The 23,389-nt window shown below is 71.2% G+C and carries 13 protein-coding genes; 11 read left to right on the forward strand and 2 right to left on the reverse strand.

From position 1 onward, the window contains the following. Nucleotides 1-11 precede the first annotated feature (11 nt). The 4 genes from mrdA to ACFC96_RS23260 are packed head-to-tail and all read left to right on the forward strand — an operon-like array spanning nucleotide 12 to nucleotide 6,934. Nucleotides 12-2,192 carry a penicillin-binding protein 2 gene (mrdA, locus tag ACFC96_RS23245; protein WP_376256159.1) on the forward strand — a complete coding sequence of 727 codons (2,181 nt, stop codon included), beginning with the start codon at nucleotides 12-14 and terminating at the stop codon, nucleotides 2,190-2,192. Nucleotides 2,193-2,196: 4 nt separating this feature from the next. After that, nucleotides 2,197-3,393, forward strand: a complete 1,197-nt coding sequence (rodA, locus tag ACFC96_RS23250) for a rod shape-determining protein RodA (protein ID WP_376256157.1) — start codon at nucleotides 2,197-2,199, stop codon at nucleotides 3,391-3,393. Between the two features lie 60 nt (nucleotides 3,394-3,453). After that, on the forward strand, nucleotides 3,454-4,959 hold the full coding sequence (locus tag ACFC96_RS23255) for a CHAD domain-containing protein (protein WP_376613912.1): 1,506 nt from the start codon (nucleotides 3,454-3,456) through the stop codon (nucleotides 4,957-4,959). Nucleotides 4,960-4,999: 40 nt separating this feature from the next. After that, nucleotides 5,000-6,934, forward strand: coding sequence for a TIGR03960 family B12-binding radical SAM protein (locus tag ACFC96_RS23260; RefSeq protein WP_227294644.1), 1,935 nt, complete (start codon nucleotides 5,000-5,002; stop codon nucleotides 6,932-6,934). A gap of 63 nt (nucleotides 6,935-6,997) precedes the next feature. Here ACFC96_RS23260 and ACFC96_RS23265 read toward each other — a convergent pair whose 3' ends face one another. Continuing rightward, nucleotides 6,998-10,129, reverse strand: coding sequence for a phosphocholine-specific phospholipase C (locus tag ACFC96_RS23265; protein WP_376613914.1), 3,132 nt, complete (start codon nucleotides 10,127-10,129; stop codon nucleotides 6,998-7,000). Nucleotides 10,130-10,275: 146 nt separating this feature from the next. Between ACFC96_RS23265 and ACFC96_RS23270 the strand changes: the two genes are divergently transcribed. The 7 genes from ACFC96_RS23270 (at nucleotide 10,276) to obgE (ending at nucleotide 21,051) form a co-directional block, all read left to right on the forward strand. Beyond that, nucleotides 10,276-12,045: a hypothetical protein gene (locus ACFC96_RS23270; protein WP_376613916.1), complete on the forward strand. Its 1,770-nt coding sequence runs from the start codon at nucleotides 10,276-10,278 to the stop codon at nucleotides 12,043-12,045. Between the two features lie 46 nt (nucleotides 12,046-12,091). Further along, entirely contained in the window at nucleotides 12,092-12,898 is an 807-nt protein-coding gene (locus ACFC96_RS23275; protein WP_376256149.1) for a TIGR03936 family radical SAM-associated protein, read from the forward strand. Between the two features lie 237 nt (nucleotides 12,899-13,135). Beyond that, entirely contained in the window at nucleotides 13,136-17,044 is a 3,909-nt protein-coding gene (locus ACFC96_RS23280; protein ID WP_376613918.1) for a ribonuclease E/G, read from the forward strand. Between the two features lie 220 nt (nucleotides 17,045-17,264). After that, a complete protein-coding gene (locus ACFC96_RS23285) occupies nucleotides 17,265-18,617 on the forward strand; it encodes a phospholipase D-like domain-containing protein (RefSeq protein WP_376256145.1) in 1,353 nt (450 codons plus the stop codon). 215 nt (nucleotides 18,618-18,832) lie between these two features. Beyond that, nucleotides 18,833-19,153, forward strand: coding sequence for a 50S ribosomal protein L21 (rplU, locus tag ACFC96_RS23290; RefSeq protein ID WP_055566950.1), 321 nt, complete (start codon nucleotides 18,833-18,835; stop codon nucleotides 19,151-19,153). A 14-nt stretch (nucleotides 19,154-19,167) separates the two neighbouring features. Then, complete coding sequence (gene rpmA / locus ACFC96_RS23295) at nucleotides 19,168-19,422, forward strand: 50S ribosomal protein L27 (protein ID WP_100594223.1); 255 nt, start codon at nucleotides 19,168-19,170, stop codon at nucleotides 19,420-19,422. A gap of 192 nt (nucleotides 19,423-19,614) precedes the next feature. Beyond that, nucleotides 19,615-21,051 carry a GTPase ObgE gene (gene obgE, locus ACFC96_RS23300; RefSeq protein WP_376613920.1) on the forward strand — a complete coding sequence of 479 codons (1,437 nt, stop codon included), beginning with the start codon at nucleotides 19,615-19,617 and terminating at the stop codon, nucleotides 21,049-21,051. Between the two features lie 116 nt (nucleotides 21,052-21,167). Here the strand turns inward: obgE and ACFC96_RS23305 are convergent, their stop codons facing one another. Continuing rightward, entirely contained in the window at nucleotides 21,168-23,252 is a 2,085-nt protein-coding gene (locus ACFC96_RS23305) for a hypothetical protein (protein ID WP_376613922.1), read from the reverse strand. Between the last annotated feature and the right edge of the window lie 137 nt (nucleotides 23,253-23,389).

A 23,389-nucleotide genomic window follows, 5' to 3' on the forward strand; every position in this document is an offset into this window, starting at 1 on the left:
GGGGAGGCAGCATGACCAACATTCCCGAGACCGGGCGGACCCCACGCGTCCAGATCCGGCTCGTCATTCTCCAGATCCTGGTCCTGTCCCTCCTGCTCACCCTCGGCGGCCGCCTCTGGTACCTCCAGATCCGCAACGGCGCCGAGTACGCCAAGGAGGCCTCCGGCAACCACGTCCAGCAGGTCGTCAGCCCCGCCGTGCGCGGCTCGATCCTGGACGCCCGCGGTGTGCCGATCGCCGACAACGAGACCCGCCTGGTCGTCTCCGCGTCCCGCACGGACCTGATGAAGATGCCCGACGACGGCAAGGCCGTCCTCGCCAAGCTCGCCGCCGTCCTCGGGATGAAGACCGGGGACGTCACGGAGAAGGTCCGCCTCTGCGACGCCAAGACGCCGCAGCCCTGCTGGAACGGTTCGCCCTACCAGCCCATCCCGATCACGGACGAGGCCACACCCAAGCAGGCCCTCCAGATCCGCGAGCGCTCCGAGGACTTCCCCGGCATCACCGCCGAACCCGAGGCCGTGCGCCGCTACGCGGGACCGGGCGGCTCCAACACCGCGCAGGTCCTCGGCTACCTCTCGCCCGTCACCGACGCCGAGATCGAGAAGGCCAAGGACACCTCGTCGCCGTACCTGCGCTCCGACCAGGTCGGCCGCTCCGGCCTGGAGCGCACCTACGACAAGGAGCTGCGCGGCAAGGCCGGCGTCACCCGCTACGAGGTCGACAACCTCGGCCGCGTCATCGGGCGCGCCAAGAGCGACAAGGCCGAGCCCGGAGCCAACGTCGTCACCTCGATCGACGCGCGCGTGCAGGGCGTCGCCGAGCGCGAGCTGAACGAGGCGATGAAGGTCGCCCGCCAGCAGTTCGACAAGATCACCGGCGAGAACTACAAGGCCGACTCCGGCGCGGTCGTCGTCATGGAGGCCAAGACCGGCCGGATCGTCTCCATGGCGTCCGCACCGTCGTACGACCCGAACGTCTGGATCGGCGGCATCTCCGCCAAGGACTACAAGCAGCTCACCGGCAAGGGCTCCGACTACCCGCTGCTCAACAGGGCCATTCAGGGGCAGTCCGCGCCCGGTTCGACGTTCAAGGTGATCTCCACGGCCGCCGCGGCCGAAGCCGGCTACAAGTGGGACGGCGACTACCCCTGCACCAGCTCCTACTCGGTCGGCGGCCAGGTCTTCAAGAACTTCGAGGGGGAGAACTTCGGCCCCATCTCTCTCGGCCGCGCGCTGGAAGTCTCCTGCGACACCGTCTTCTACGGCCTCGCCGACCGGGAGTGGAAGAAGGACGGCGGCATCAACCCGAAGGGGACCCCCAAGGACTACTTCTACAAGGCCGCCCACCAGTTCGGCCTCGGCAAGACCACCGGAATCGACCTTCCCAACGAGGTCACCGGCCGCGTCCCCGACCGCCGGTGGAAGAAGGCCTTCTGGGAGGCCAACAAGGACAGCTGGTGCAAGACCGGGAAGAAGAACGGCAGCTACGTCGAGAAGATCGCCTACGAGAACTGCCTCGAGGGCAACAAGATGCGCGAGGGCGACTCGATCAACTACTCCATCGGTCAGGGTGACACCCTCCTCACGCCGATTCAGGAGGCCATGATCTACGGGGCCCTCGCCAACGGCGGCACCGAGTACGTCCCGACCATCGGCAAGGCGATCATCAGCGCCGACGGCAAGACGGTCAGGGAGATCAAGCCCCAGGTCAAGGCCAAGCTCCCGATCAGCAAGGCGACCCTCAAGGGCATGAACGACGCCCTCGCCGGCGTCGTCACCCGCGGTACCGCCGCCTGGAAGTTCGGCGGCTGGCCCCAGGACAAGATCCCGCTGCACGCCAAGACCGGCACCGCCGAGGTCTACGGCAAGCAGACCACGTCATGGCTGGCCACCTACTCCAAGGACTACTCGGTCATCATGACGATCTCCCAGGCCGGTACGGGCTCCGGAGCCTCCGGTGAGGCCGTCCGCAAGATCTACAACGCGCTGTACGGCGTCGCCGCCGACGGCTCGATCGACAAGAAGAAGGCCCTGCTGCCCTCGCCGGAGAAGAACCTGCCGAAGATCCATCAGGACGGTTCGATCGACGCGCCGACCATCAAGCCCTACAAGCCCGCCGACCCGAGCCCGTCCCCCTCGCCGCAACTGGCGGCGGTCCTCGGCACCCCGGTGACCGGAAGGCGGCACTGACACCATGGCCGGTACCAACGGTTTCTCCGTCTCCGGGTACGGACCCGAGCGCTCCACCCTGTCCCGGCTCATGGCCAGGGACTCGGTGATACGCCGCCTCGACTGGCCGATCCTCCTGTCGTCGCTCGCCCTGTCCCTCATCGGCTCGGCGCTCGTCTACTCGGCGACCCGCAACCGCACCGTGATCAACCAGGGCGACCCGTACTACTTCCTGTTCCGGCACCTCATGAACACCGGCATCGGCCTGGCCCTAATGATCGGCACGATCTGGCTCGGCCACCGCACCCTGCGCACGGCCGTGCCGATCCTCTACGGCGCCTCGGTCTTCCTGATGCTGCTGGTGCTGACCCCGCTCGGCGACACGATCAACGGACAGCGCAACTGGCTGTCCGCGGGCGGAGTGTCGCTCCAGCCCGCCGAGTTCGCCAAGATCACGATCATCCTGGGCATGGCGATGCTGCTGGCCTCACGGGTCGACGCGGGCGACAAGCAGTACCCCGACCACCGCACGGTACTGCAGGCGCTGGGCCTCGCCGCCGTCCCGATGCTCGTCGTGCTGCTCATGCCCGACCTCGGCACGATCATGGTCGCGGCCGTCATCGTGCTCGGTGTGCTGCTCGCCTCCGGCGCCTCCAACCGCTGGGTGTTCGGCCTGCTCGGCGCGGGCGTGCTCGGCGCGATCTCCGTCTGGCGGCTGCACATCCTCGACGATTACCAGATCGCCCGCTTCGCGGCCTTCGCCAACCCGGCGCTCGACCCGGCCGGCGTCGGCTACAACACGAACCAGGCCCGCATCGCGATCGGCTCGGGCGGCCTGACCGGCACCGGCCTCTTCCACGGCTCCCAGACCACCGGCCAGTTCGTCCCCGAGCAGCAGACCGACTTCGTCTTCACCGTCGCCGGCGAGGAACTCGGCTTCGCCGGCGCCGGACTGATCCTGCTCCTGCTCGCCGTCGTCCTGTGGCGCGCCTGCCGCATCGCCCGCGAGACGACCGAGCTCTACGGAACGATCGTCGCCGCCGGGATCATCGCCTGGTTCGCCTTCCAGGCCTTCGAGAACGTCGGCATGACGCTCGGCATCATGCCGGTGGCGGGCCTGCCCCTGCCGTTCGTGTCGTACGGAGGATCGTCCATGTTCGCCGTCTGGGTGGCGATCGGGCTCCTCCAGTCGATCCGCGTGCAAAGGCCCATGTCGGCGTAGGGAAGACCTGGTCCGCCAGGGGGTCTGCCCAGAATCCGGATTCACGACTAAATTCGGTTCATGGCGGAGACGAAGCGCGAGATCGAGCGGAAGTACGAGGCGCCCGTGGCCGACGAAGGCTTCGGGCTGCCGGATCTGAGCCGTGTCGCCGGGGTCTCCGCCGTCATCGACAAAGGCGTCGTCGACCTGGACGCCGTCTACTACGACACCGTCGACCAGCGCCTCGCGGCCGCCGCGATCACCCTGCGGCGCCGCACCGGCGGCGCCGACGCGGGCTGGCACCTCAAGCTCCCCGTCTCCCTCGCCGAGGGAGTGCGGGACGAGATCCGGTCCCCGCTGTCCGACGACGTGCCCCGCGACCTCAGCGGCCTCGTACGCTCCCGGGTGCGGGAGGCCGATCTCGTTCCCGTGATGCGGCTGCGCTCCTCACGCGACGTCCGCGAGCTCACCGACGCCGACGGCGCGCTCCTCGCCGAGGTCAGCGTCGACGGCGTACGGGCCGAACGGCTCACCGGCGGGCCCGGCGCCGCCACCTGGACCGAGATCGAGGTCGAGCTGGCGGACGGCGGCGACCCGGCGTTCCTCGGCAAGGTCGAGAAGAAGCTCCGCAAGGCCGGCGCGAGCCGCTCTGCCTCGGCGTCGAAGCTCGCGCGGGCGCTCACGGAGACCGGCATCGGCCCGCGCCCGCCACGGCCCGCCGCCGACCCCGAGACCCCCGCAGACCACGTCCTCGCCTACCTCAGGGCCCAGCGCGACGCGATCGTCGACCTCGACCCCGCCGTCCGCCGCGACCTGCCCGACGCGGTGCACCAGATGCGCGTCGCCACCCGCCGGCTGCGCAGCGCCCTGCGCTCGTACCGCAAGATCCTCGACCGCGCCGTGACCGACCCGATCGGCGACGAGCTGAAGTGGCTCGCCGGTGAGCTCGGCGTCGACCGTGACCAGGAAGTCCTCACCGATCGGCTGGCAGCGGCCCACGCCGAACTGCCGCGCGAGCTGTCGACGGGCCCCGTCCGCAACCGGCTGCGGACCTGGTCACGGGCCCGGCGGTCCGGATCGCGCCGCCATCTGATCGCCGTACTCGACGGCAAGCGCTACCTCGCCCTCCTCGCCGCCCTCGACGCGCTCGTCGACGCGCCCCCGCTGCGGGCCGAGCAGCCGAAGAACGCCCTGGCCAAGGCCGTGCTGCGGGACTACAAGCGGCTCGCGGGCCGTGTCGAGGGCGCGCTCGACACGGACCCCGGCCCGGCCCGCGACCTCGCCCTGCACAACGCCCGCAAGGCCGCCAAACGCAGCCGGTACGCGGCCGAGGTCGCGATGCCCGCGCTCGGCCACCGGGCCAAGGACGTCGGCAAGCACGCGAAGGAGCTCCAGTCCCTGCTCGGCGAGCACCAGGACAGCGTGATGGCGCGCGAGGCGCTGCGCGACCTGGCGGCGCAGGCCCACGCGGCGGGCGAGAGCTCCTTCACATACGGACTGCTGTACGGGCGCGAGGAGGCCCTCGCCGAGCGGGTCGAGGCGGAGCTGCCACCGCTCTGGGCGAAGGCTGTCTCCTGGTCGAGTTAGGCTTGACAGTCGTCCCTGTCAGCTCACGAAGGTCCCGGGTATGCCTGCCGAAGCCGCAGAGTCGGTTTTTCCACAGCTCGAAGCTTTGCTCCCGCATGTGCAGAAGCCGATCCAGTACGTGGGCGGTGAGCTCAACTCCACCGTCAAGCCGTGGGAGAGCTCCGACGTCCGCTGGGCGCTGATGTACCCGGACGCCTACGAGGTCGGGCTCCCCAACCAGGGCGTCATGATCCTCTACGAGGTGCTGAACGAGCGCGAGGGCGTTCTCGCCGAGCGCACGTACAGCGTCTGGCCGGACATGGAAGCGCTGATGCGCGAGCACAAGGTGCCGCAGTTCACCGTGGACTCGCACCGCCCGCTCAAGGCGTTCGACGTGTTCGGGCTCTCCTTCTCCACCGAGCTCGGCTACACGAACATGCTCACGGCCCTGGACCTCGCCGGCATCCCGCTGGCGGCCAAGGACCGTACGATCGACGACCCGATCGTCCTCGCGGGCGGCCACGCGGCCTTCAACCCCGAGCCGATCGCCGAGTTCATCGACTGCGCCGTCATCGGTGACGGCGAGCAGGCCGTCCTCGACATGACGGAGATCATCCGGGCCTGGAAGGCCGAGGGGTGCCCCGGCGGCCGCGAGGAGGTGCTGTTCCGCCTCGCGAAGACGGGTGGGGTCTACGTCCCCGGGTTCTACGACGTCGAGTACCTGCCGGACGGCCGCATCGGCCGCGTCGTGCCGAACCGCTCGGGCGTGCCGTGGCGCGTCAGCAAGCACACCGTCATGGACCTCGACGAGTGGCCGTACCCGAAGCAGCCCCTCGTCCCGCTCGCCGAGACCGTCCACGAGCGGATGTCCGTCGAGATCTTCCGCGGCTGCACCCGCGGCTGCCGTTTCTGCCAGGCCGGCATGATCACGCGCCCCGTGCGGGAGCGAAGCATCACCGGCATCGGCGACATGGTCGAGAAGGGTCTCAAGGCGACCGGGTTCGAGGAGGTCGGCCTGCTCTCGCTGTCCTCCGCCGACCACTCCGAGATCGGTGACATCGCGAAGGGCCTCGCCGACCGCTACACCGAGGACAAGATCGGCCTGTCGCTGCCGTCCACCCGCGTGGACGCGTTCAACGTCGACCTGGCGAACGAGCTCACGCGCAACGGCCGCCGCTCCGGCCTGACCTTCGCCCCCGAGGGCGGCTCCGAGCGCATGCGCAAGGTCATCAACAAGATGGTCTCGGAGGAGGACCTCATCCGTACCGTCGCCACGGCGTACGGCAACGGCTGGCGTCAGGTGAAGCTGTACTTCATGTGCGGCCTGCCCACCGAGACCGACGAGGACGTCCTCCAGATCGCCGACATGGCGATGAACGTGATCCAGAAGGGCCGCGAGGTCTCCGGCCAGAACGACATCCGCTGCACGGTCTCCATCGGCGGCTTCGTGCCCAAGCCGCACACGCCGTTCCAGTGGGCCCCGCAGCTGTCGTCCGCCGAGACGGACGCCCGCCTGGAGAAGCTCCGCGACAAGATCCGCGGCGACAAGAAGTACGGCCGCTCCATCGGCTTCCGCTACCACGACGGCAAGCCCGGCATCGTCGAGGGCCTGCTCTCCCGCGGTGACCGCCGTATCGGCTCCGTCATCCGCGCGGTCTACGAGGACGGCGGCCGCTTCGACGGCTGGCGCGAGCACTTCAGCTACGACCGCTGGATGGCCTGCGCCGAGAAGACGCTGCCCGAGTTCGGCGTCGACGTCGACTGGTACACGACGCGTGAGCGCACGTACGAGGAGGTCCTGCCCTGGGACCACCTGGACTCCGGTCTCGACAAGGACTGGCTCTGGGAGGACTGGCAGGACTCGCTCGACGAGACCGAGGTCGAGGACTGCCGCTGGACGCCGTGCTTCGACTGCGGGGTGTGCCCGCAGATGGACACGCACATCCAGGTCGGCCCGACGGGCAAGAAGCTGCTGCCGCTGACGGTCGTCAAGTAGCAGGAGAACAGCGGGAGTTGAGGGGTCGGGGCGCCATGAAGGCGCCCCGGCCCCTCACTCATGTCACGCCGTGATCGGTTTGGCGTCCACGCGGACGTGGTCGATCGCCCAGTACCAGTTGTTGCCCGCGTCGTACATGCGGAACTTCAAGGTGACCGTCTTCGCGCCCGCCGGGACCGCGAGTTCCTTCGTCACGAAGGTGTTCTCGGCGTCCTGGCCCGCGTTGTCGTTGCCCGTCGCGTCGGCGCTGTAGTGGAGGAGGCGCGTCTCCTCGCCCGTGTCGAAGAGCGCCGTCACCGCCGCCTTCTGCGGGGCCTCCTGGCGGTAGTGCGAGTCGAAGGCCACGTACAGCTTCGACGTGCCGGACGGGACCGGGACCGCGGGGGAGACCAGCGTCGAGTCGAACCTGCCCTTCGACGACGGCGATCCCGTGTCGTCCCAGTCGTCCGGGTCGGCGACCGCGACGACGCCGAGCGCTCGGCCGAAGCCGCCCCGGTCCTGACCCGCCGGTGACCAGGCGCGCTTGGTGTGGAACGTCCAGCCCTGGAGGCGGGTGGTGCCCTGCGGCATACCGGCGGCGTTCACCACGGACCAGCCCTTCGGGGCCTTCGCCGTCCATCCGACGACCCCCGACACCGGCTCCAGCGCGTCCGCCACCGACTCGAAGTCCTCGCCGAGCAGATGGCCCGCCATGGAGGGTGCGGTACGCGCCGAGACCTCGCCGTCGGCCAGGACGAACCGCTCGCCGGAGCGGGCCCGCACCGTCACGAGCAGCCGGTACGCGGCCGTGCCCGACAGTTCGACGGGGACCTGCACCTCCCACTCGGCGGTGGCCGACGTGCCCGCCGCGAGCGTGGCCGGCGGCGCCGAAACCGCCTTCACCGCCCAGCCCTTGGGCACCACCGGGTGCGCCTCGATCGCGGAGACGGCGCTCGTCGCGTCGAACCGTGCGCGGACACGGGCGGCCTTGCCGGGGACCAGGATCGCCTCGTCGATCGTGGTCGACGCCGCATCGAGGGACACCGTGACGCCGAGCGCGTCGGGCAGCCCCATCGCGGGGTCGGTGACGCCTTCGAGCCTGCCGGGGACCCGGCCCGCGTACCGGCGCAGGAAGCCGGGCTCGTCGCCGACGGTGACGGCCACGTCGTACCAGCCCTCGCGCGGCACGCGGATCCGGACGGTGCGGTGTGCGCCCGCGCCGACGCGGAACTCGCGGGTGCCGCCGCCGTAGGCGAGGTCGCCGACGAGGAACGTGCGGGCGGTGCGGGCGTGGTTGGTCAGCTCGACGTCGGCGCCGCGGCCGTCGTCGGCGAGGTCCAGGTGCGCCTCGTACGTGCCCGCCGCGTCGCCGCGCAGATGCCACAGGGCACCGTTCGGCCCGTGGACACGCAGGTCGTAGCCGTTGTCGCCGGGGCTCCACACGTCGGACAGCTTCGACTCGGTGCTCAGCGTGTAGTGCCTGGGCGCGGTGCCGGGCTCGGGGTACACCGCGAGGACGGCGCCTTGGCGGCCGTGGTTGGCGAGGTCCAGGGTGACCTTGCCCCCGCGCACGCGGGGGGTGACCCGCAGGTCGTACGGGGTGGGGCGGGCGGTGCGGCTGCCGCGCTGCTGCTCGGGCAGGAGTTGCGGCTCGGGCACGGTGGGCGCGGGCAGTTTGCCGGTGTCGGTGACCTTCTGGCGGTTGCCGCTGGTGTCGGGCAGCGTGGGCCACGACGGGTTCTTGCCGGAGAAGTCGAAGACATCGGTCAGGTCGCCGGTGATCTCCCGGCGCCAGGGGCTGATGTTGGGCTCGCGCACCCCGAAGCGCTTCTCCAGGAACTGGATGACGGACGTGTGGTCGCACACCGTCGACGCCACGGCGCCGCCGCGCGTCCACGGCGACACGACGATCATCGGTACGCGCATGCCGAGCCCGAGCGGGAAGGGCCCCGCACTCTTCGTCTCACCGGCGGGCAGCGTGTCGGACCAGGTCAGCGACCCGTCGGCGCCCTTCACGCGGTACTGGCCCCGCTGGTTGACGGGCCGGTAGAAGGACGAGCCGCCCTTGGTGACCCGCACCACGACCTCGCCGTCGGGCGTCACGGTGGACCGGCCACGGCCCTCGGCGACCGGAGGCACGGGTGCGATCAGGTGGTCGTAGAAGCCGCCGTGCTCGTCGTAGTTGAGGATGAACACTGTCTTGGCGAAGACCTCGGGGTTGTCGGCGAGGGCGGACAGCAGACGCGCCGTCAGATCCTCCCCGTGCGGCGGCGCGTAGCTGGCGTGCTCGGACAGGGCGGCCGGCGCGACGAGCCAGGAGACCTGCGGCAGCGTGTCGTTCTTCACGTCCTCGGCGAACGCGGCGACCAGCGCGTCCCCCATCGCCCACGGGTCGTTCGTCTGCGCGGGGTTGCCGACCTTCTTCATGCCGCGCTCGTACAGCGGCTCACCGGGCTTGGCGGCGCGGAAGGTGGTGAACCAGGCGAGCGCGTTGTCGTCGAAGTTCTCCTGCGCCTGGTACGTCTTCCAGCTGACGCCCGCCGCTTCGAGGCGCTCCGCGTAGGTCGTCCACTCGAAGCCGGGTTCCTGGTTGTCGACGACGGCGATGTCGCGCACCGTGCCGCCGCTGGTGCCGGTCATCAGGTGCTCGCGGTTGGGGTTGGTGCTGGTCTCGGTCGAGCAGTAGTAGTGGTCGCAGATGGTGAAGACCGAGGCGAGCGCGTTGTAGAAGGGCATGTCGGCGGGCTCGTAGTAGCCCTGGCCGAGCCAGCCGCTGCCGCGCCGGGTGACGTAGCCGTCGGCCATCCCGTCGTTGCGGGCGTTCATCGAGTCGCCGAACCCGAAGGCGGCGGCACCCTGCTGGTAGGCGCTGGTGTGCGCGGCGTTCATCGCGAACGGCGCGAGCCAGCCCTCGGCGCGCGAGGGGTCGGGCTGGTGGAACACGGGCCTGCCGTTGATCCCCCGCACGGCGGCGCGGTCACCGAACCCCCGTATCCCCTGCATCGTGCCGAAGTAGTGGTCGAACGAGCGGTTCTCCTGCATGAACACCACGACGTGCTGGATGTCCTCCAGTCCGCCGGGCCTGCCCGGCGCGGCGAGCGCGGTGCGCAGGCTCAGCGGCAGCGCGGCCAGCACGCCGGCGGCCGCGGCGCCGCCGATGAGGGTCCGGCGGGAGAGTTCGGGTCTGTGCTCGGGGTGCGGTGAGCTCGTGCTCATCGGGGGTGTCCTCCAACGTCCTTCTGCAAGCGGCCTGTTTGGCCCAGACCCGTTATGAATACGAGACAGAAGTGGCCGTGGCCAGAGGTGTGCGTGAAGTTCCCATGACGCGGATCCGTATGCCGCGCTCCGGCGTCTGAGAAGGCATGGACTGGGAGAAGCGCCCGACGCCCGCGGAGCACGGTGCCGCTGAACGGCCGCCCGAGGGCTGCCTCGTGGCCGCGATCCGCATCCCGGTGCGCATCGTCGTCCTGGTCCTCGTCGTACCGGTCCGCCTGGCCTGGGACGCCGTCGCCGCCGGCGGTCGCGTCGTGTGGCGTCGCGGTCTGGTGCCCCTGGCCCGCGGGACCGGACGGCTGCTGCGCGCGGTGTTCGTGGTGCCGTGGGTGTGGCTTCGGCGGCGCGTACTGGCTCCGGCGGCGCGGGGCGTGGGCGTGGCGCTGAGGTGGCTCGGCAGAGCGCTGTTCGTAGTGCCGTGGGTGGTGCTGTGGACGCGCGTGCTGGTTCCGGTCGGCCGGGGGGTCGCTGTCGCGCTGACCTGGACCGGCACAGCGGTGTTCGTGCGGCCGTGGGTCGCGCTGTGGCGTCACCTCCTCGCGCCGGTCGGCCGCGGGGTGCGGACCGTCGCCCTGTGGGTGTGGTGGAAGGGCGTCGTCGCCTCGGTCGCCTGGTGGTACCTCCGCGTGATGACGCCGGCCGGGCGCGGGATCGCGCGGCTGGCGCGGGGGGTGGGGGCGGGTCTCGCTCTCCTGGGGCGGGGCATTGCGGGCCTGGCCTCTGCTGTGTGGGGCGGGGTTGTCGCGGTGGGGCGTGGGGTCGGGTGGCTGGCGCGGGGGCTGGGGGCGGGTCTCGCCTCCGTGGGCCGGGGGATCGCGCGTCTCGCCTCGGCCGTCCGGGCTGGGCTCACCGCGCTCGGGCGCGGCCTGCGCGTGGGCGGTGTGTGGCTGCTGCGGGCGCTCTTCGTCCGGCCGTGGGTGTGGCTGTACGTGCGCGTGCTCACGCCTCTCGGCGGCGGGATCGCCCGGCTGGCGCGCGGCCTCGCGGCGGCGGGTCGCGCCCTGGGGGCGGGCCTGGCCGCACTGCTGCGCGCCCTCGTCGTCGTCCCCGCGGTGTGGCTCTGCGCACACGCCCTGACCCCGCTCGGCCGCGGAATCGCTCTCCTCGCGAGAGCCACGGCGACCGCCGCCGTCTGGCTCGCCAAGGCCTTCTTCGTCTGGCCCTGGGTATGGCTCCACATTCGCGTATTCGTACCCGCCGGACGTACAACTTCCCTTCTTTTCAAGCTGGTTGGGGTCCGTCTCGCCCTCGCCGGCCGAGCGCTGGGCGCGGGCCTGGCGTGGGTCGGGCGGGGCGTGTGGGCCGGGGTGGCGTGGGTCGGGCGGGGCGTGTGGGTCGGTGTCGCGTGGGTCGGGCGTGGGGTGTGGGCCGTCGCCGTCACCCTCGTGCGGTGGATCTTCGTCGTGCCCGCCGTCGCCCTCTGGCGCCGGGTGCTCGTGCCCGTCGGGCGGGCGGTCGTCGTTCTCGTACGGGAGACCGGTGACGCGCTCGGGCACGCGTGGCGTATCGCCGGACACGTGTCGAGGGCCGTCGGACGGTTCCTCGGGCGGCTCCTGCGGTGGATCTTCGTGGACCCGGTGCGCTGGGCGTACCGCGACGTATGCACCCCGCTGGGACACCTCGTCCGGGACTCCGTGTGGCGGCCCGCGGCCCAGGCGGTCAAGGACGCGGGGCGCACCGCGCGCCAGGCCCTCGCGGCGGCGCGTGAGAGCGTGCGTCAGGCCAGGGTGGACGTCCGCCGGGCGCTCTTCGGAGCACATCGGGCGGAGCCCGGACCACTGGCCAGGGACCGGCGGGAACCTGGCTCGCCGCAGGCACGTACTCTAGGTAGCAGTACGACCGCACTCACGAAGGACTAGAACACTGGGCAAGCGACAGCCCGAAGGCCCGCCGCCCGCACCCGCGGTGCAGCGCATCCGACTGCGCTACACCAAGCGCGGCCGCCTCCGGTTCACCAGCCACCGTGACTTCCAGCGCGCCTTCGAGCGTGCGCTGCGCCGTGCCGAGGTGCCCATGGCGTACTCGGCGGGGTTCACGCCGCACCCGAAGGTGTCGTACGCCAATGCCGCACCCACCGGCACGGGCAGCGAAGCCGAGTATCTGGAGATCGCGCTCACCGAAGCGCGCGATCCGGACACGCTGCGCGAGCTCCTCGACGAGTCGCTCCCCACGGGGCTCGACATCATCGAGGCCGTCGAGTCCCGCACCTCGGGCCTCGCCGACCGGCTCACCGCATCCGTCTGGGAGCTGCGGCTCGACGGCGTCGACGCCGCTGAGGCCAAGGCCGCCGCGGACGCGTTCGTCGCGGCGGAGGCCGTCGAGGTCCAGCGGAAGACGAAGAACGGGATGCGGACGTTCGACGCCCGCGCCGCCGTCGTGAGCCTCGAGGCCGCCGAGGCCCCGCAGGCGAGCGACGCCCAGGCTGATAGGCCGACCGACAAGGCCTGTGCGATACTGCGCCTGGTTGTTCGGCACGTGACGCCTGCCGTTCGACCCGACGACGTTCTGTCCGGTCTCCGAGCTGTGGCCGACCTGGCGCCGCCGGTCCCCGCAGCGGTGACCAGGCTGGCGCAGGGGCTTTTCGATGAAGAGACCGGCACGGTGACCGACCCGCTCGCGCCCGACCGCGAGGCAGTCGAGGCCGCACCTCCCGCAAGCGGGGGGAGCGCCGCAGCTGCCGCCGCGACGGCGCCGGTGCCAGGTTCCGCGTAAGGACGGTCGTCGAAGCGCCGCCCTCGTACTCGGGAGCCACCTGGGTCGGGCAGCGCACGAACCCAAGGACTTTCGCCAGGCCGTACGCACACATGGCGTACGGAACCGGCGAGAACAGACAGAGAGCTCCCGTGCGGCGCCCGCGCCCCGGACGGCGGCACCGCGCATGAACGCGCGAGCCGCGGACGTCACCGGACCAGGCGCGGCGCCCGGGAGCCTGACGGGAGATCCACCCGCATGCTTGAGCCGACCGAACCCACTGAGACGTCGTCGTCCGTGGGAACCGACAACAACAGCCCCAGCGACACCCTGCCGCCGCGCCGCCGGCGCCGGGCTGCCTCGCGTCCCGCGGGCCCGCCCACGGGTGCCGCCGCTGACACCACCAAGGCCGTGAAGGCCGCCGCCCCCGTCGCCGACGAGGCCGAAGAGACCGAGGCAGGCGCCGCCGCCGAGGCCCCCGCGCAGGACGCCGCCCCCACCGGGCGCCCGCGCCGGCGTGCCACCCGCCGCGCCTCCGCGCCCGCCGGCGCACCCAAGACTTCCGACGCAGCAGAGAGCGCCGAGGCCGAGCCTGCCGCCTCCGCGCCCGCCGTCGCCGCGCAAGAGACCGCCCCCGAGCCGGAGGCCGCGCCCGAGCCGGAGGCCGCGCCCGCCGGGCGTACCCGCCGCCGCGCCACGCGCCGCGTCTCCGCCCCCGCCGGTACCCCCGAGCAGGCCGAGGCCCCCGCGGTGACCGAGCCCGTCGCCGAGCCCGTCGTGGCCGCGGAAGAGCCGGCAGCCGAGCCGGAGGCCGCGCCTGAGCCGGAGGCCGCCCCCGCCGGGCGTACCCGCCGCCGCGCCACACGCCGCTCCACCGCTCCCGCCGGCGCGCCCGAGCCCGTGGCCGCCGCCGAGCCCGCCGCGACGGAGGCCCCGAAGTCGGAGGCCCCCAAGACCGAGGCCCCCAAGACGGAGGCCCCCGCCGCCGCGCCCGACGAGGACGCCGAAGGCGGGCGCCGCCCGCGCCGCCGCGCCACCCGCAAGGCCGCGGTCGGCTTCTCCGAGCCCGCGCAGCGCTCCGCCAAGAAGGCCGCCTCGCGCGCCACCGCCGAGCCGGCCGCCGACGAGACCAAGGGCACGAAGGGTTCGCGCCGTCCTGCGCGGCCGTCCGTCGCCGTCTTCCAGGCGCCGGTCTTCGCCGAGCCGATGTTCCAGACCCCGGAGCGCGCCGCCGCGGCGGCCGCGGCCGAGGCCGCGGTGGAGGAGGAGCCGGTCGAGGCCGAGGCTCCCGTCGAGACCGTGACCGTGGCCGACGTGGTCGCGGAGGAGACGCCGCGCCGTCGCCGCCGCCGTGGCCGCGCCGCCGAGGAGCAGCCCGCCGCCCCGGCCGTCGAGCCGCAGCGGCCCGCCGCCGTCGAGGAGCCCGCCGAGGCCGAGGAAGCCGAGGGCGACCAGGACCACGAGGACCACGACGAGCAGGGCGACCGCCCCACGCGCCGCCGGCGCCGTGGTGGCCGGCGTCGCCGTCGCGGTGACTCCGCGGACGCCGAGTCCGACGAGCAGACCGACGAAGAGGCCGAGCCCACCGACGAGGGCGCCGAGCCCACCGACGAGAGCGACGAGGCCGACGAGGCCGACGAGCGCGAGGAGTCCGGCCCGTCCGGCTCCAGCAGCAGCCGTCGCCGCCGTCGCCGTCGTCGCCGCGCGGGCGACGCCTCCACCGACAGCGAGCCGGGCGACAGCGACCCCGAGCGCACGGTCGTGAAGGTCCGCGAGCCCCGTAAGCAGGAGGAGCGGGGCACCGGCGCCGACGAGGTGCAGTCCATCAAGGGCTCGACGCGTCTCGAGGCGAAGAAGCAGCGCCGCCGCGAGGGCCGCGAGCAGGGTCGCCGTCGTGTGCCGATCATCACCGAGGCCGAGTTCCTGGCCCGCCGTGAGGCCGTCGAGCGCGTCATGGTCGTCCGCCAGCACGGCGAGCGCACCCAGATCGGTGTGCTCGAGGACGACATCCTCGTCGAGCACTACGTCAACAAGGAGCAGGCGACCTCGTACGTCGGCAACGTGTACCTGGGCAAGGTCCAGAACGTGCTGCCGTCCATGGAGGCCGCCTTCATCGACATCGGCAAGGGCCGCAACGCCGTGCTCTACGCCGGTGAGGTCAACTTCGAGGCGCTCGGCATGGCCAACGGGCCGCGCCGCATCGAGACCGCCCTCAAGTCCGGCCAGTCCGTCCTCGTGCAGGTCACCAAGGACCCGATCGGCCACAAGGGTGCCCGCCTGACCAGTCAGGTCTCGCTGCCCGGCCGCTACCTGGTCTACGTCCCCGAGGGGTCGATGACCGGCATCAGCCGCAAGCTGCCCGACACCGAGCGCGCGCGTCTGAAGACCATCCTCAAGAAGATCGTCCCCGAGGACGCGGGCGTCATCGTGCGCACCGCCGCCGAGGGCGCGAGCGAGGAGGAGCTGCGCCGCGACGTCGAGCGTCTGCAGGCCCAGTGGGAGGACATCCAGAAGAAGTCGAAGCAGATCTCGACGTCGTCGCCGAGCCTGCTGTACGGCGAGCCGGACATGACCGTCCGCGTCGTGCGCGACATCTTCAACGAGGACTTCTCCAAGGTCGTCGTCAGCGGTGACGACGCGTGGGACACCATCCACGGATACGTCAACCACGTGGCGCCCGACCTGGCCGACCGCCTCTCGAAGTGGACCTCCGAGGTCGACGTCTTCGCGACGTACCGGATCGACGAGCAGCTCGCCAAGGCGCTCGACCGCAAGGTCTGGCTGCCCAGCGGCGGTTCGCTGGTGATCGACAAGACCGAGGCGATGATCGTCGTCGACGTCAACACCGGCAAGTTCACCGGCCAGGGCGGCAACCTCGAAGAGACCGTGACGAGGAACAACCTCGAAGCGGCCGAGGAGATCGTGCGCCAGCTGCGCCTGCGTGACCTCGGCGGCATCGTCGTCATCGACTTCATCGACATGGTCCTGGAGTCCAACAGGGACCTGGTCCTGCGCCGGCTCCTGGAGTGCCTGGGCCGTGACCGGACCAAGCACCAGGTGGCCGAGGTCACTTCGCTCGGGCTGGTCCAGATGACCCGTAAGCGTGTGGGCCAGGGCCTCCTGGAGTCCTTCTCCGAGACCTGCGTCCACTGCAACGGGCGCGGTGTCATCGTCCACATGGAGCAGCCCACGTCTGCCGGTGGCGGCGGCAAGCGCAAGAAGCGCGGCCGTGGCGGCAACGGCGCGGAGCCCACGCACGAGCACGACCACGAGCAGGCGGCGCCGGAGACGGAGGTGGAGACCGAGGCTGAGGTCGCCGCCGAGGTCGCGGCCCCGGTCGCGCTCGCCGAGCCCGAGTTCGTGCCCGACGAGGAGCTGTACAGCAGCCCCGCCGAGGCGGAGGCCGCGGCCCGTGGTGGCCGTTCGCGCCGTCGTGCGACCCGCAGGGCGTCGGCTCCGGCCGGCGCGCCCAAGGGCGAGGCGGCCCCGAAGGAGGCCGCCGAGGCGGAGGCTCCGAAGGCGGAGGCCGCGCAGGTCGAGGCTCCCAGGGCTGAGGCCCCGCAGGCCGAGGCGGAGCCGGTCGTGGCCGAGCCCGCCCCGGTCGAGGACGCCGCTCCCAAGGGGCGTACGCGTCGCCGGGCGACCCGTAAGGCGACGGCCCCGGCCGGTTCGCCGAAGGCCGCCGCCGAGGCCGAGGCCGAGGTGACCGTCACGGCGCCCGCCAAGCCCGAGCCGGAGCCCGTCGTGGCCGAGGAGCCCGAGGCCGCTGTGGCCGAGGAGAAGGCCGAGGCGCCCGTCGAGAGCGCGGCTCCGGCCCGCCCGCGTCGCCGTGCCGTCCGCAAGGCCACCGCGCCCACCGCGTCCGAGGAGACGGCCGTCGTGGTCGTCCCGTCGGCCACGGAGGCGCAGGCCGAGCCGGAGCAGGCCGAGCCCGAGGCCGCCGAGGAGGCGCCCGCCGCCAAGAAGACGGCCCGTAAGACGGCCAAGAAGGCGACGGCGAAGAAGGCCGCCACCAAGAAGACCGCGGCCAAGAAGACGGCCGCGAAGAAGACGACGGCCAAGAAGGCGGCGACCAAGACCGCCGCCAAGAAGGCGACCGCGAAGAAGACCGTGGCGGCCGAGCAGAAGGCTCAGCCGTCCGTCTCCGCCGCGGCCGACGAGGCCTGAGCAACGCGGTAGTTCCGGATCCGACGCCCCCGAGCCGCACTCCGCGGAACGGGGGCGTCGGCGTGTCACAGGTCATGTGACGCCGGCTGGACCGCCCCCTGCTCTTGGAGAGCGGCCAACTACCTGTAAAACTCATGGAGTCGCACGAGTGAACATGAACGATCACGCGACCGCGCGTTGGGGAGAATGCGCGGCCCGTGAATCCGGGGAGGGGTAGCAAATGGCGCACGCGCGCCTGAGAGGCACGGGCCGTCACCGTGCCGTGAAGCCGGTCAAGGGCGGCAGACAGGCCGTGGCCATCGCCACGGTCCTCTCGGCGGCCGGGATCCAGGCCACCGCGTCCGGGGGGACCGCAGCCGCGGACACCCCGACGTGGACCGAGGGGCCGATCTTCAACGACCCGCACGGCACCACGGACCAGCAGTACGCGATCCGCACCAGGCTGATCGCGCTGACGAACGCGGCGCTGCCGGGTTCGGTGATCAAGGTCGCGGTCTACCACGTGTGGGAGCAGTCGGTCGTCGACGCGCTCGTCGCGGCCAAGAACCGCGGCGTGAACGTGCAGATACTGCTCGACGAGTCCAGTGTCAGCGACCGCCCCACCAACACGTCGTACACCCAGTTGAAGACGGCCCTGGGCACCACCAGGACGAGCCCGTCCTTCGTGACGCTCTGCCCGGCGCACAAGTCCTGCCTGGGCGATCCCAAGTACGGCCAGTCGATCATGCACAACAAGTTCTGGCTGTTCTCCGCGGTCGAGGGCGCCACGAACGTCGTCGTGCAGACCACGTCGAACTCGACGCCGTCGGCGCACACGAGGTTCTACAACGACGCGCTGATGCTGCCGAACAACGGCGTGATGTACGAGGCGTACTCGGACTACTTCACGGACATGACCGGCAAGAGCTGGTCGACGTGGGACTACCGCACCGTCAGCAACGGCCTGTACAAGGCGTATTTCTTCCCGCGGGCCGGCACGGTCAACGAGTCCGACACGATGTACTCGGTCCTCAACAACGTCGCCTGCTCCTACAAGGACCCGGTGACCGGCGCCGCGAAGAAGACGGTCATCCGGGCCGCGATCTTCAAGGTCACCCGCAAGCAGATCGCCGACAAGCTGGTCTCGCTGAAGAAGCAGGGCTGCACCGTCAGCCTCATGTACGCGGAGACCGACAGCGCCAAGAGCCTGGGCGGCTCCAAGGGGACGTGGGAGGCGCTGCACGCCTCCGGCGGGCCCTCGCTGCGCTGCTTCAACGACGACCGGGACCCGCTGAACCCCGGCAAGAAGCTCACGACGCCGTACATCATCCACTCGAAGTACCTGCTGGTGGACGGCATGTACGACGGCAAGCCGAACAAGATCACCTTCACCGGGTCGCAGAACTACACGGGCCCCGCGCTGCGCGAGAACGACGAGGCGATCGTCAAGGTCGACGACGACTCCGTGCACGACGCCTACCGCGACCACTTCAACCGGGTGTGGAACGTCACCTGGCCCGGCACGGCCGACGCCACGGACCTGTGCAAGGGCGTGAAGCCGCTGCCGCAGGACGGTGAGAAGCCGCCCGCGTAGTCCGCGCGCACCCGGCGGAAGGGGGCTGGTTTGACCCTTTCGGCGGGTGACCCGTAACCTTGACCGTCGGCGTCTGTTGCGCGCCGCACCCCTGAGCACCTCACCTCCCGGTCCGCCGGGGGAGGCCGCTCGTCCAATCCGGAACATCACGGGCCCTCGGGCACGTGTGAGCGGCTGGCTTCAGGGGTTTCGTTCCGAGCGAGAGAGAGATCCGCGTGTACGCCATCGTGCGCAGCGGTGGTCGCCAGCACAAGGTTGCTGTCGACGACATCGTTGAGGTTGACAAGATTTCCACCGCCAAGGTTGGCGACACCGTAGAGCTCTCTACGCTGCTCGTTGTCGACGGCGACGCTGTGACCAGCGACCCGTGGGTGCTGGCCGGCATCAAGGTGCAGGCCGAGGTCGTGGACCACCACAAGGGTGCCAAGATCGACATCCTTCGGTACAAGAACAAGACCGGCTACCGCCGTCGTCAGGGTCACCGTCAGCAGTACACGGCGATCAAGATCACCGGCATCCCCACGGCTGCGAAGTAAGGGACTGAGACAAGATGGCACACAAGAAGGGCGCATCGTCCACTCGGAACGGGCGCGATTCCAATGCTCAGCGGCTCGGTGTGAAGCGCTTCGGCGGTCAGACCGTCAACGCCGGTGAGATCCTGGTCCGCCAGCGCGGCACCCACTTCCACCCCGGCACGGGCGTCGGTCGCGGTGGCGACGACACCCTGTTCGCGCTGAACGCCGGTGCGGTGGAGTTCGGTACGCACCGCGGCCGCAAGGTCGTGAACATCGTTCCGGTCGCCTGAAACCCCTAGTTCCTAGGACTCAGGCTCCGTAGAGCGTTTTCGCGAGGGCGGACCTTGCTTGCCCGGCCAGAAGCTTCGGCTTCCGGATCGGGAAGCAGGTCCGCCCTTCGTGTGTTTCCAATGAACGACGAGCAAAGACATTTCGTACTCCTCCGGCCTCTCGCCGGGGGAACCCCCAGGAGGCACTGAACCATGACCACCTTCGTGGACCGCGTCGAACTGCATGTCGCCGCGGGTAACGGAGGCCACGGCTGTGCCTCCGTTCACCGTGAGAAGTTCAAGCCGCTCGGCGGCCCGGACGGCGGCAACGGCGGCCGTGGCGGCGACGTCATCCTGGTCGTCGACCAGTCGGTGACGACGCTCCTCGACTACCACCACTCGCCCCACCGCAAGGCCACGAACGGCAAGCCGGGCGAGGGCGGGAACCGCTCCGGCAAGGACGGCCAGGACCTCGTCCTGCCCGTGCCGGACGGCACCGTCATCCTCGACAAGGCGGGCAACGTGCTGGCCGACCTCGTCGGTCAGGGCACGACGTACGTCGCCGCCCAGGGCGGCCGCGGCGGCCTCGGCAACGCGGCGCTGGCCTCGGCCCGCCGCAAGGCGCCCGGCTTCGCGCTCCTCGGCGTGCCCGGTGACCTCCAGGACATCGTCCTCGAGCTCAAGACGGTCGCGGACATCGCGCTCGTCGGCTACCCGAGCGCCGGAAAGTCGTCCCTCATCTCGGTCCTGTCGGCCGCGAAGCCGAAGATCGCCGACTACCCGTTCACGACGCTCGTCCCGAACCTCGGCGTCGTGACGGCCGGTTCGACGGTCTACACCATCGCCGACGTGCCGGGCCTCATCCCGGGCGCCAGCCAGGGCAAGGGCCTCGGCCTGGAGTTCCTGCGCCATGTCGAGCGCTGCTCGGTCCTGGTCCACGTACTCGACACGGCCACCCTCGAATCGGACCGCGACCCGGTCTCCGACCTCGACATCATCGAGGAGGAGCTCAAGCAGTACGGCGGCCTCGACAGCCGCCCGCGCCTCGTCGTCCTCAACAAGATCGACGTGCCGGACGGGCAGGACCTCGCGGACCTGGTCCGCCCGGACCTGGAGGCCCGCGGCTACCGCGTCTTCGAGGTGTCGGCCGTGGCCCACAAGGGCCTCAAGGAGCTGTCCTTCGCCCTCGCCGAGATGGTCGCCGCGGCGCGCGCCGCCAAGCCCAAGGAGGAGGCGACCCGCATCGTCATCCGCCCGAAGGCGGTCGACGACTCGGGCTTCACGGTCGCGCAGGAGGAGGACGGCCTCTTCCGCGTGCGCGGCGAGAAGCCGGAGCGCTGGGTGCGCCAGACCGACTTCAACAACGACGAGGCCGTCGGCTACCTCGCCGACCGCCTCAACCGCCTCGGCGTCGAGGACGCTCTCCTGAAGGCCGGCGCGGTCACGGGCGACGGCGTGGCCATCGGCCCCGAGGACAACGCGGTCGTCTTCGACTGGGAGCCCACGGTCATGGCAGGTGCCGAGATGCTCGGCCGCCGGGGCGAGGACCACCGCTTCGAGGAGCCGCGTCCCGCGGCCCAGCGCCGCCGCGACAAGCAGGCGGAGCGGGACGACGCGGAGCAGGAGTACGACGAGTTCAAGCCGTTCTAGGCGGTCGGGCGGTCCGGCTCAGCTCATGAAGAAGGCCCCCGGGAGAATCCTCCCGGGGGCCTTCTTCATGAGCTGCCTGCGCGCCGAGCTTCAGTGTCCGGCCTGCGCGCCGAGCGCTATGCCGTGACCGTGTCGCCGGACTCCGCGTCGGAGTCCAGGGCCTCGGCGAACTCGTCCGCGTCCGTGTCGCGCTGGCCGGGGATCTCGGCCGCGAGGCGGGACTCCATGCGGACGCGGCGCTCGTCGGCCCGGTCGCACAGCGCGCGCACCGCGTCGTTGAAGCGATCCAGGGACGGCGGGTCGGAGGGGCCCAGGAGGTGCTCCTTGAGCTCCGCGCGGGCCTCCGCGTGGGAATCCGTCTCCGGGGCGCGTACGGCCGCGAGAAGGGCGGGTACCTCCGTTGCCGCGGGCGTCAGGATCGTCGCCGCGCTCACCGTCGGGAATCCGGCGCGGAAATCGCTCTCGGACATGCCGGAGGTGTTCGCCACGGCGTACGGCTTCTCGCTCGTCAGCCAGTCGGAGACGACCGAGGAGACATCGCTGATGAGGACGTCGGCCTGGTTGAAGCAGGTGAAGATCGCCGGGCGGGCGTCCGTGATGACCAGGTGCTCCCACTCGGGGAAGGACGCCCAGTAAGCGGCCTCCCACGCGGCGGTCGCCTCGGTGACGGCGGACTGCCGGTCGCCGTCGGGCGAGCCCTGGAGCATCATGCGCTCCATCTCGTCCGCGCTGGCACGGAACGCGGTCGAGGTCAGCGTGTCCAGCTCCGCCGCGCGGCGGACCAGCTCGGTGGCGGCCTCGGGGCCGGGCCGGGCGCCGGAGCGCTTCGCGGCCGCCTCGCGGACCATCGCCTTGATGCGCTCGTTCGCGACGCCCGCGCGCGGGTCGACCGAACCGGTCATCGGGTGCGGCTTGTAGAGGAGGCGTACGGAGTCGTCGGCGAGCAGGTGCTTGACGATGTTCTCGCCGGCGAGCAGCACCGACGTGTTGCCCGGGTTGCCGTCCCAGCCCTCCCAGGTGGGGGCGTAGAGGACCGTCGTGTACGTGCCCCGGGGCGCGCCGGTGGCGCGCTTGATGGGCGACAGCTGCGGGCGGCCCACCTCCACGACGTCCTTGTCCTCGACGCCGATGTCGGCGAGCTGGTAGCGCTCGCGGGCCGCGGGCCCCGCCACCCACACCTCGTCGTACGCCTTCGCGTAGGGGTTGCAGGAGGACAGCTTGTCGCTCTCGCCGTGGTTGATGAAGGCGTGCTTGATCGTCGGGATGCGCAGGACCTGGGAGGTCTTCGCGGCGTTCGCCGGGTGCAGCACCATCTTCAGCGTCGAGTTCTCCAGGGAGAACATCGTGGCGACCTTGGGGAAGCAGATGATCGGCACGTCGGTGGCGTCGATCTTCTGGACCATGAACCGCTCGCGCAGCACGATCAGCGGCTTGCCGTCGACCTCGGAGAGCGTGGAGAGCCACATGTTGGCCTGGTACGCGGACGACGTGCCGCCCGAGAAGTACATCGCGACGGTCGGCTTGTAGTCGGCCAGCCACCGGTCGAGCCAGGCCATGACCTTCTGCTCGCTGAGGGCGCGCTTCTTCGGGAGCAGCCAGGTCGCGAGGTAGACCGTGCCGCCGCCGAGCAGCGCGATCGAGACGGCGAGGCCGATGCCGCCCCAGAGCGCGTCGGTGGTGGCCGCGGTGATCAGCAGGCCCACGGTGCCGGGGGCGGCGAAGCTGAGCAGGCGGTGGCCCTGGCGGCGGGCCAGGATGCGCGGCGGGGCCGCGGAGAGCCGCAGCTCGGACGCGTCGATGTTCCGCGTCACGATGGGCAGCGCGCGCGTGCGTCGCACCAGCACGGCCACGGCCTGGCACACGAAGTGCAGGGCGTAGAAGGCGAGCAGCGCGATGGTGAGGGGGGACTGCTCTGCCAGCGGCTCGATGCCGTCGATGCGCAGGAGACCGACCAGGATCAGCATGTCGCGCAGCAGCTGCCGGACGGTGACATCGAAGCGGATCTTGCCGAGGAGGGAGAGCAGGCCGGGCTGCTTGTACTGGAGATACGTGTCGAGCGCGAGACCTGCTGCGCTCGCGGCGACGAACACCGGGACGTACGGGATCAGCGCGCTGACGAGCTGGGCCGTGTAGAGCGCGAACATCGCGAAGAGCGCGGAGAGCTGCACGACGCGGCGGGGGGCAAGGCCGGCGGAGGGCACTGGGCGGGGCTCCTGGCAGGGGGGTCGGGTGGGGAAAGATGTGCGGGGGGTGCGCGGCATTCTTCGACGAAGGCCGACCACTGACCGTATGACTTTCGCGCCCTCGCTAGCAATCCTTCGTGACAGCAATCACCGGA

The organism is Streptomyces sp. NPDC055955 (genome assembly GCF_042270245.1).
Classification (GTDB): Bacteria; Actinomycetota; Actinomycetes; order Streptomycetales; family Streptomycetaceae; genus Streptomyces.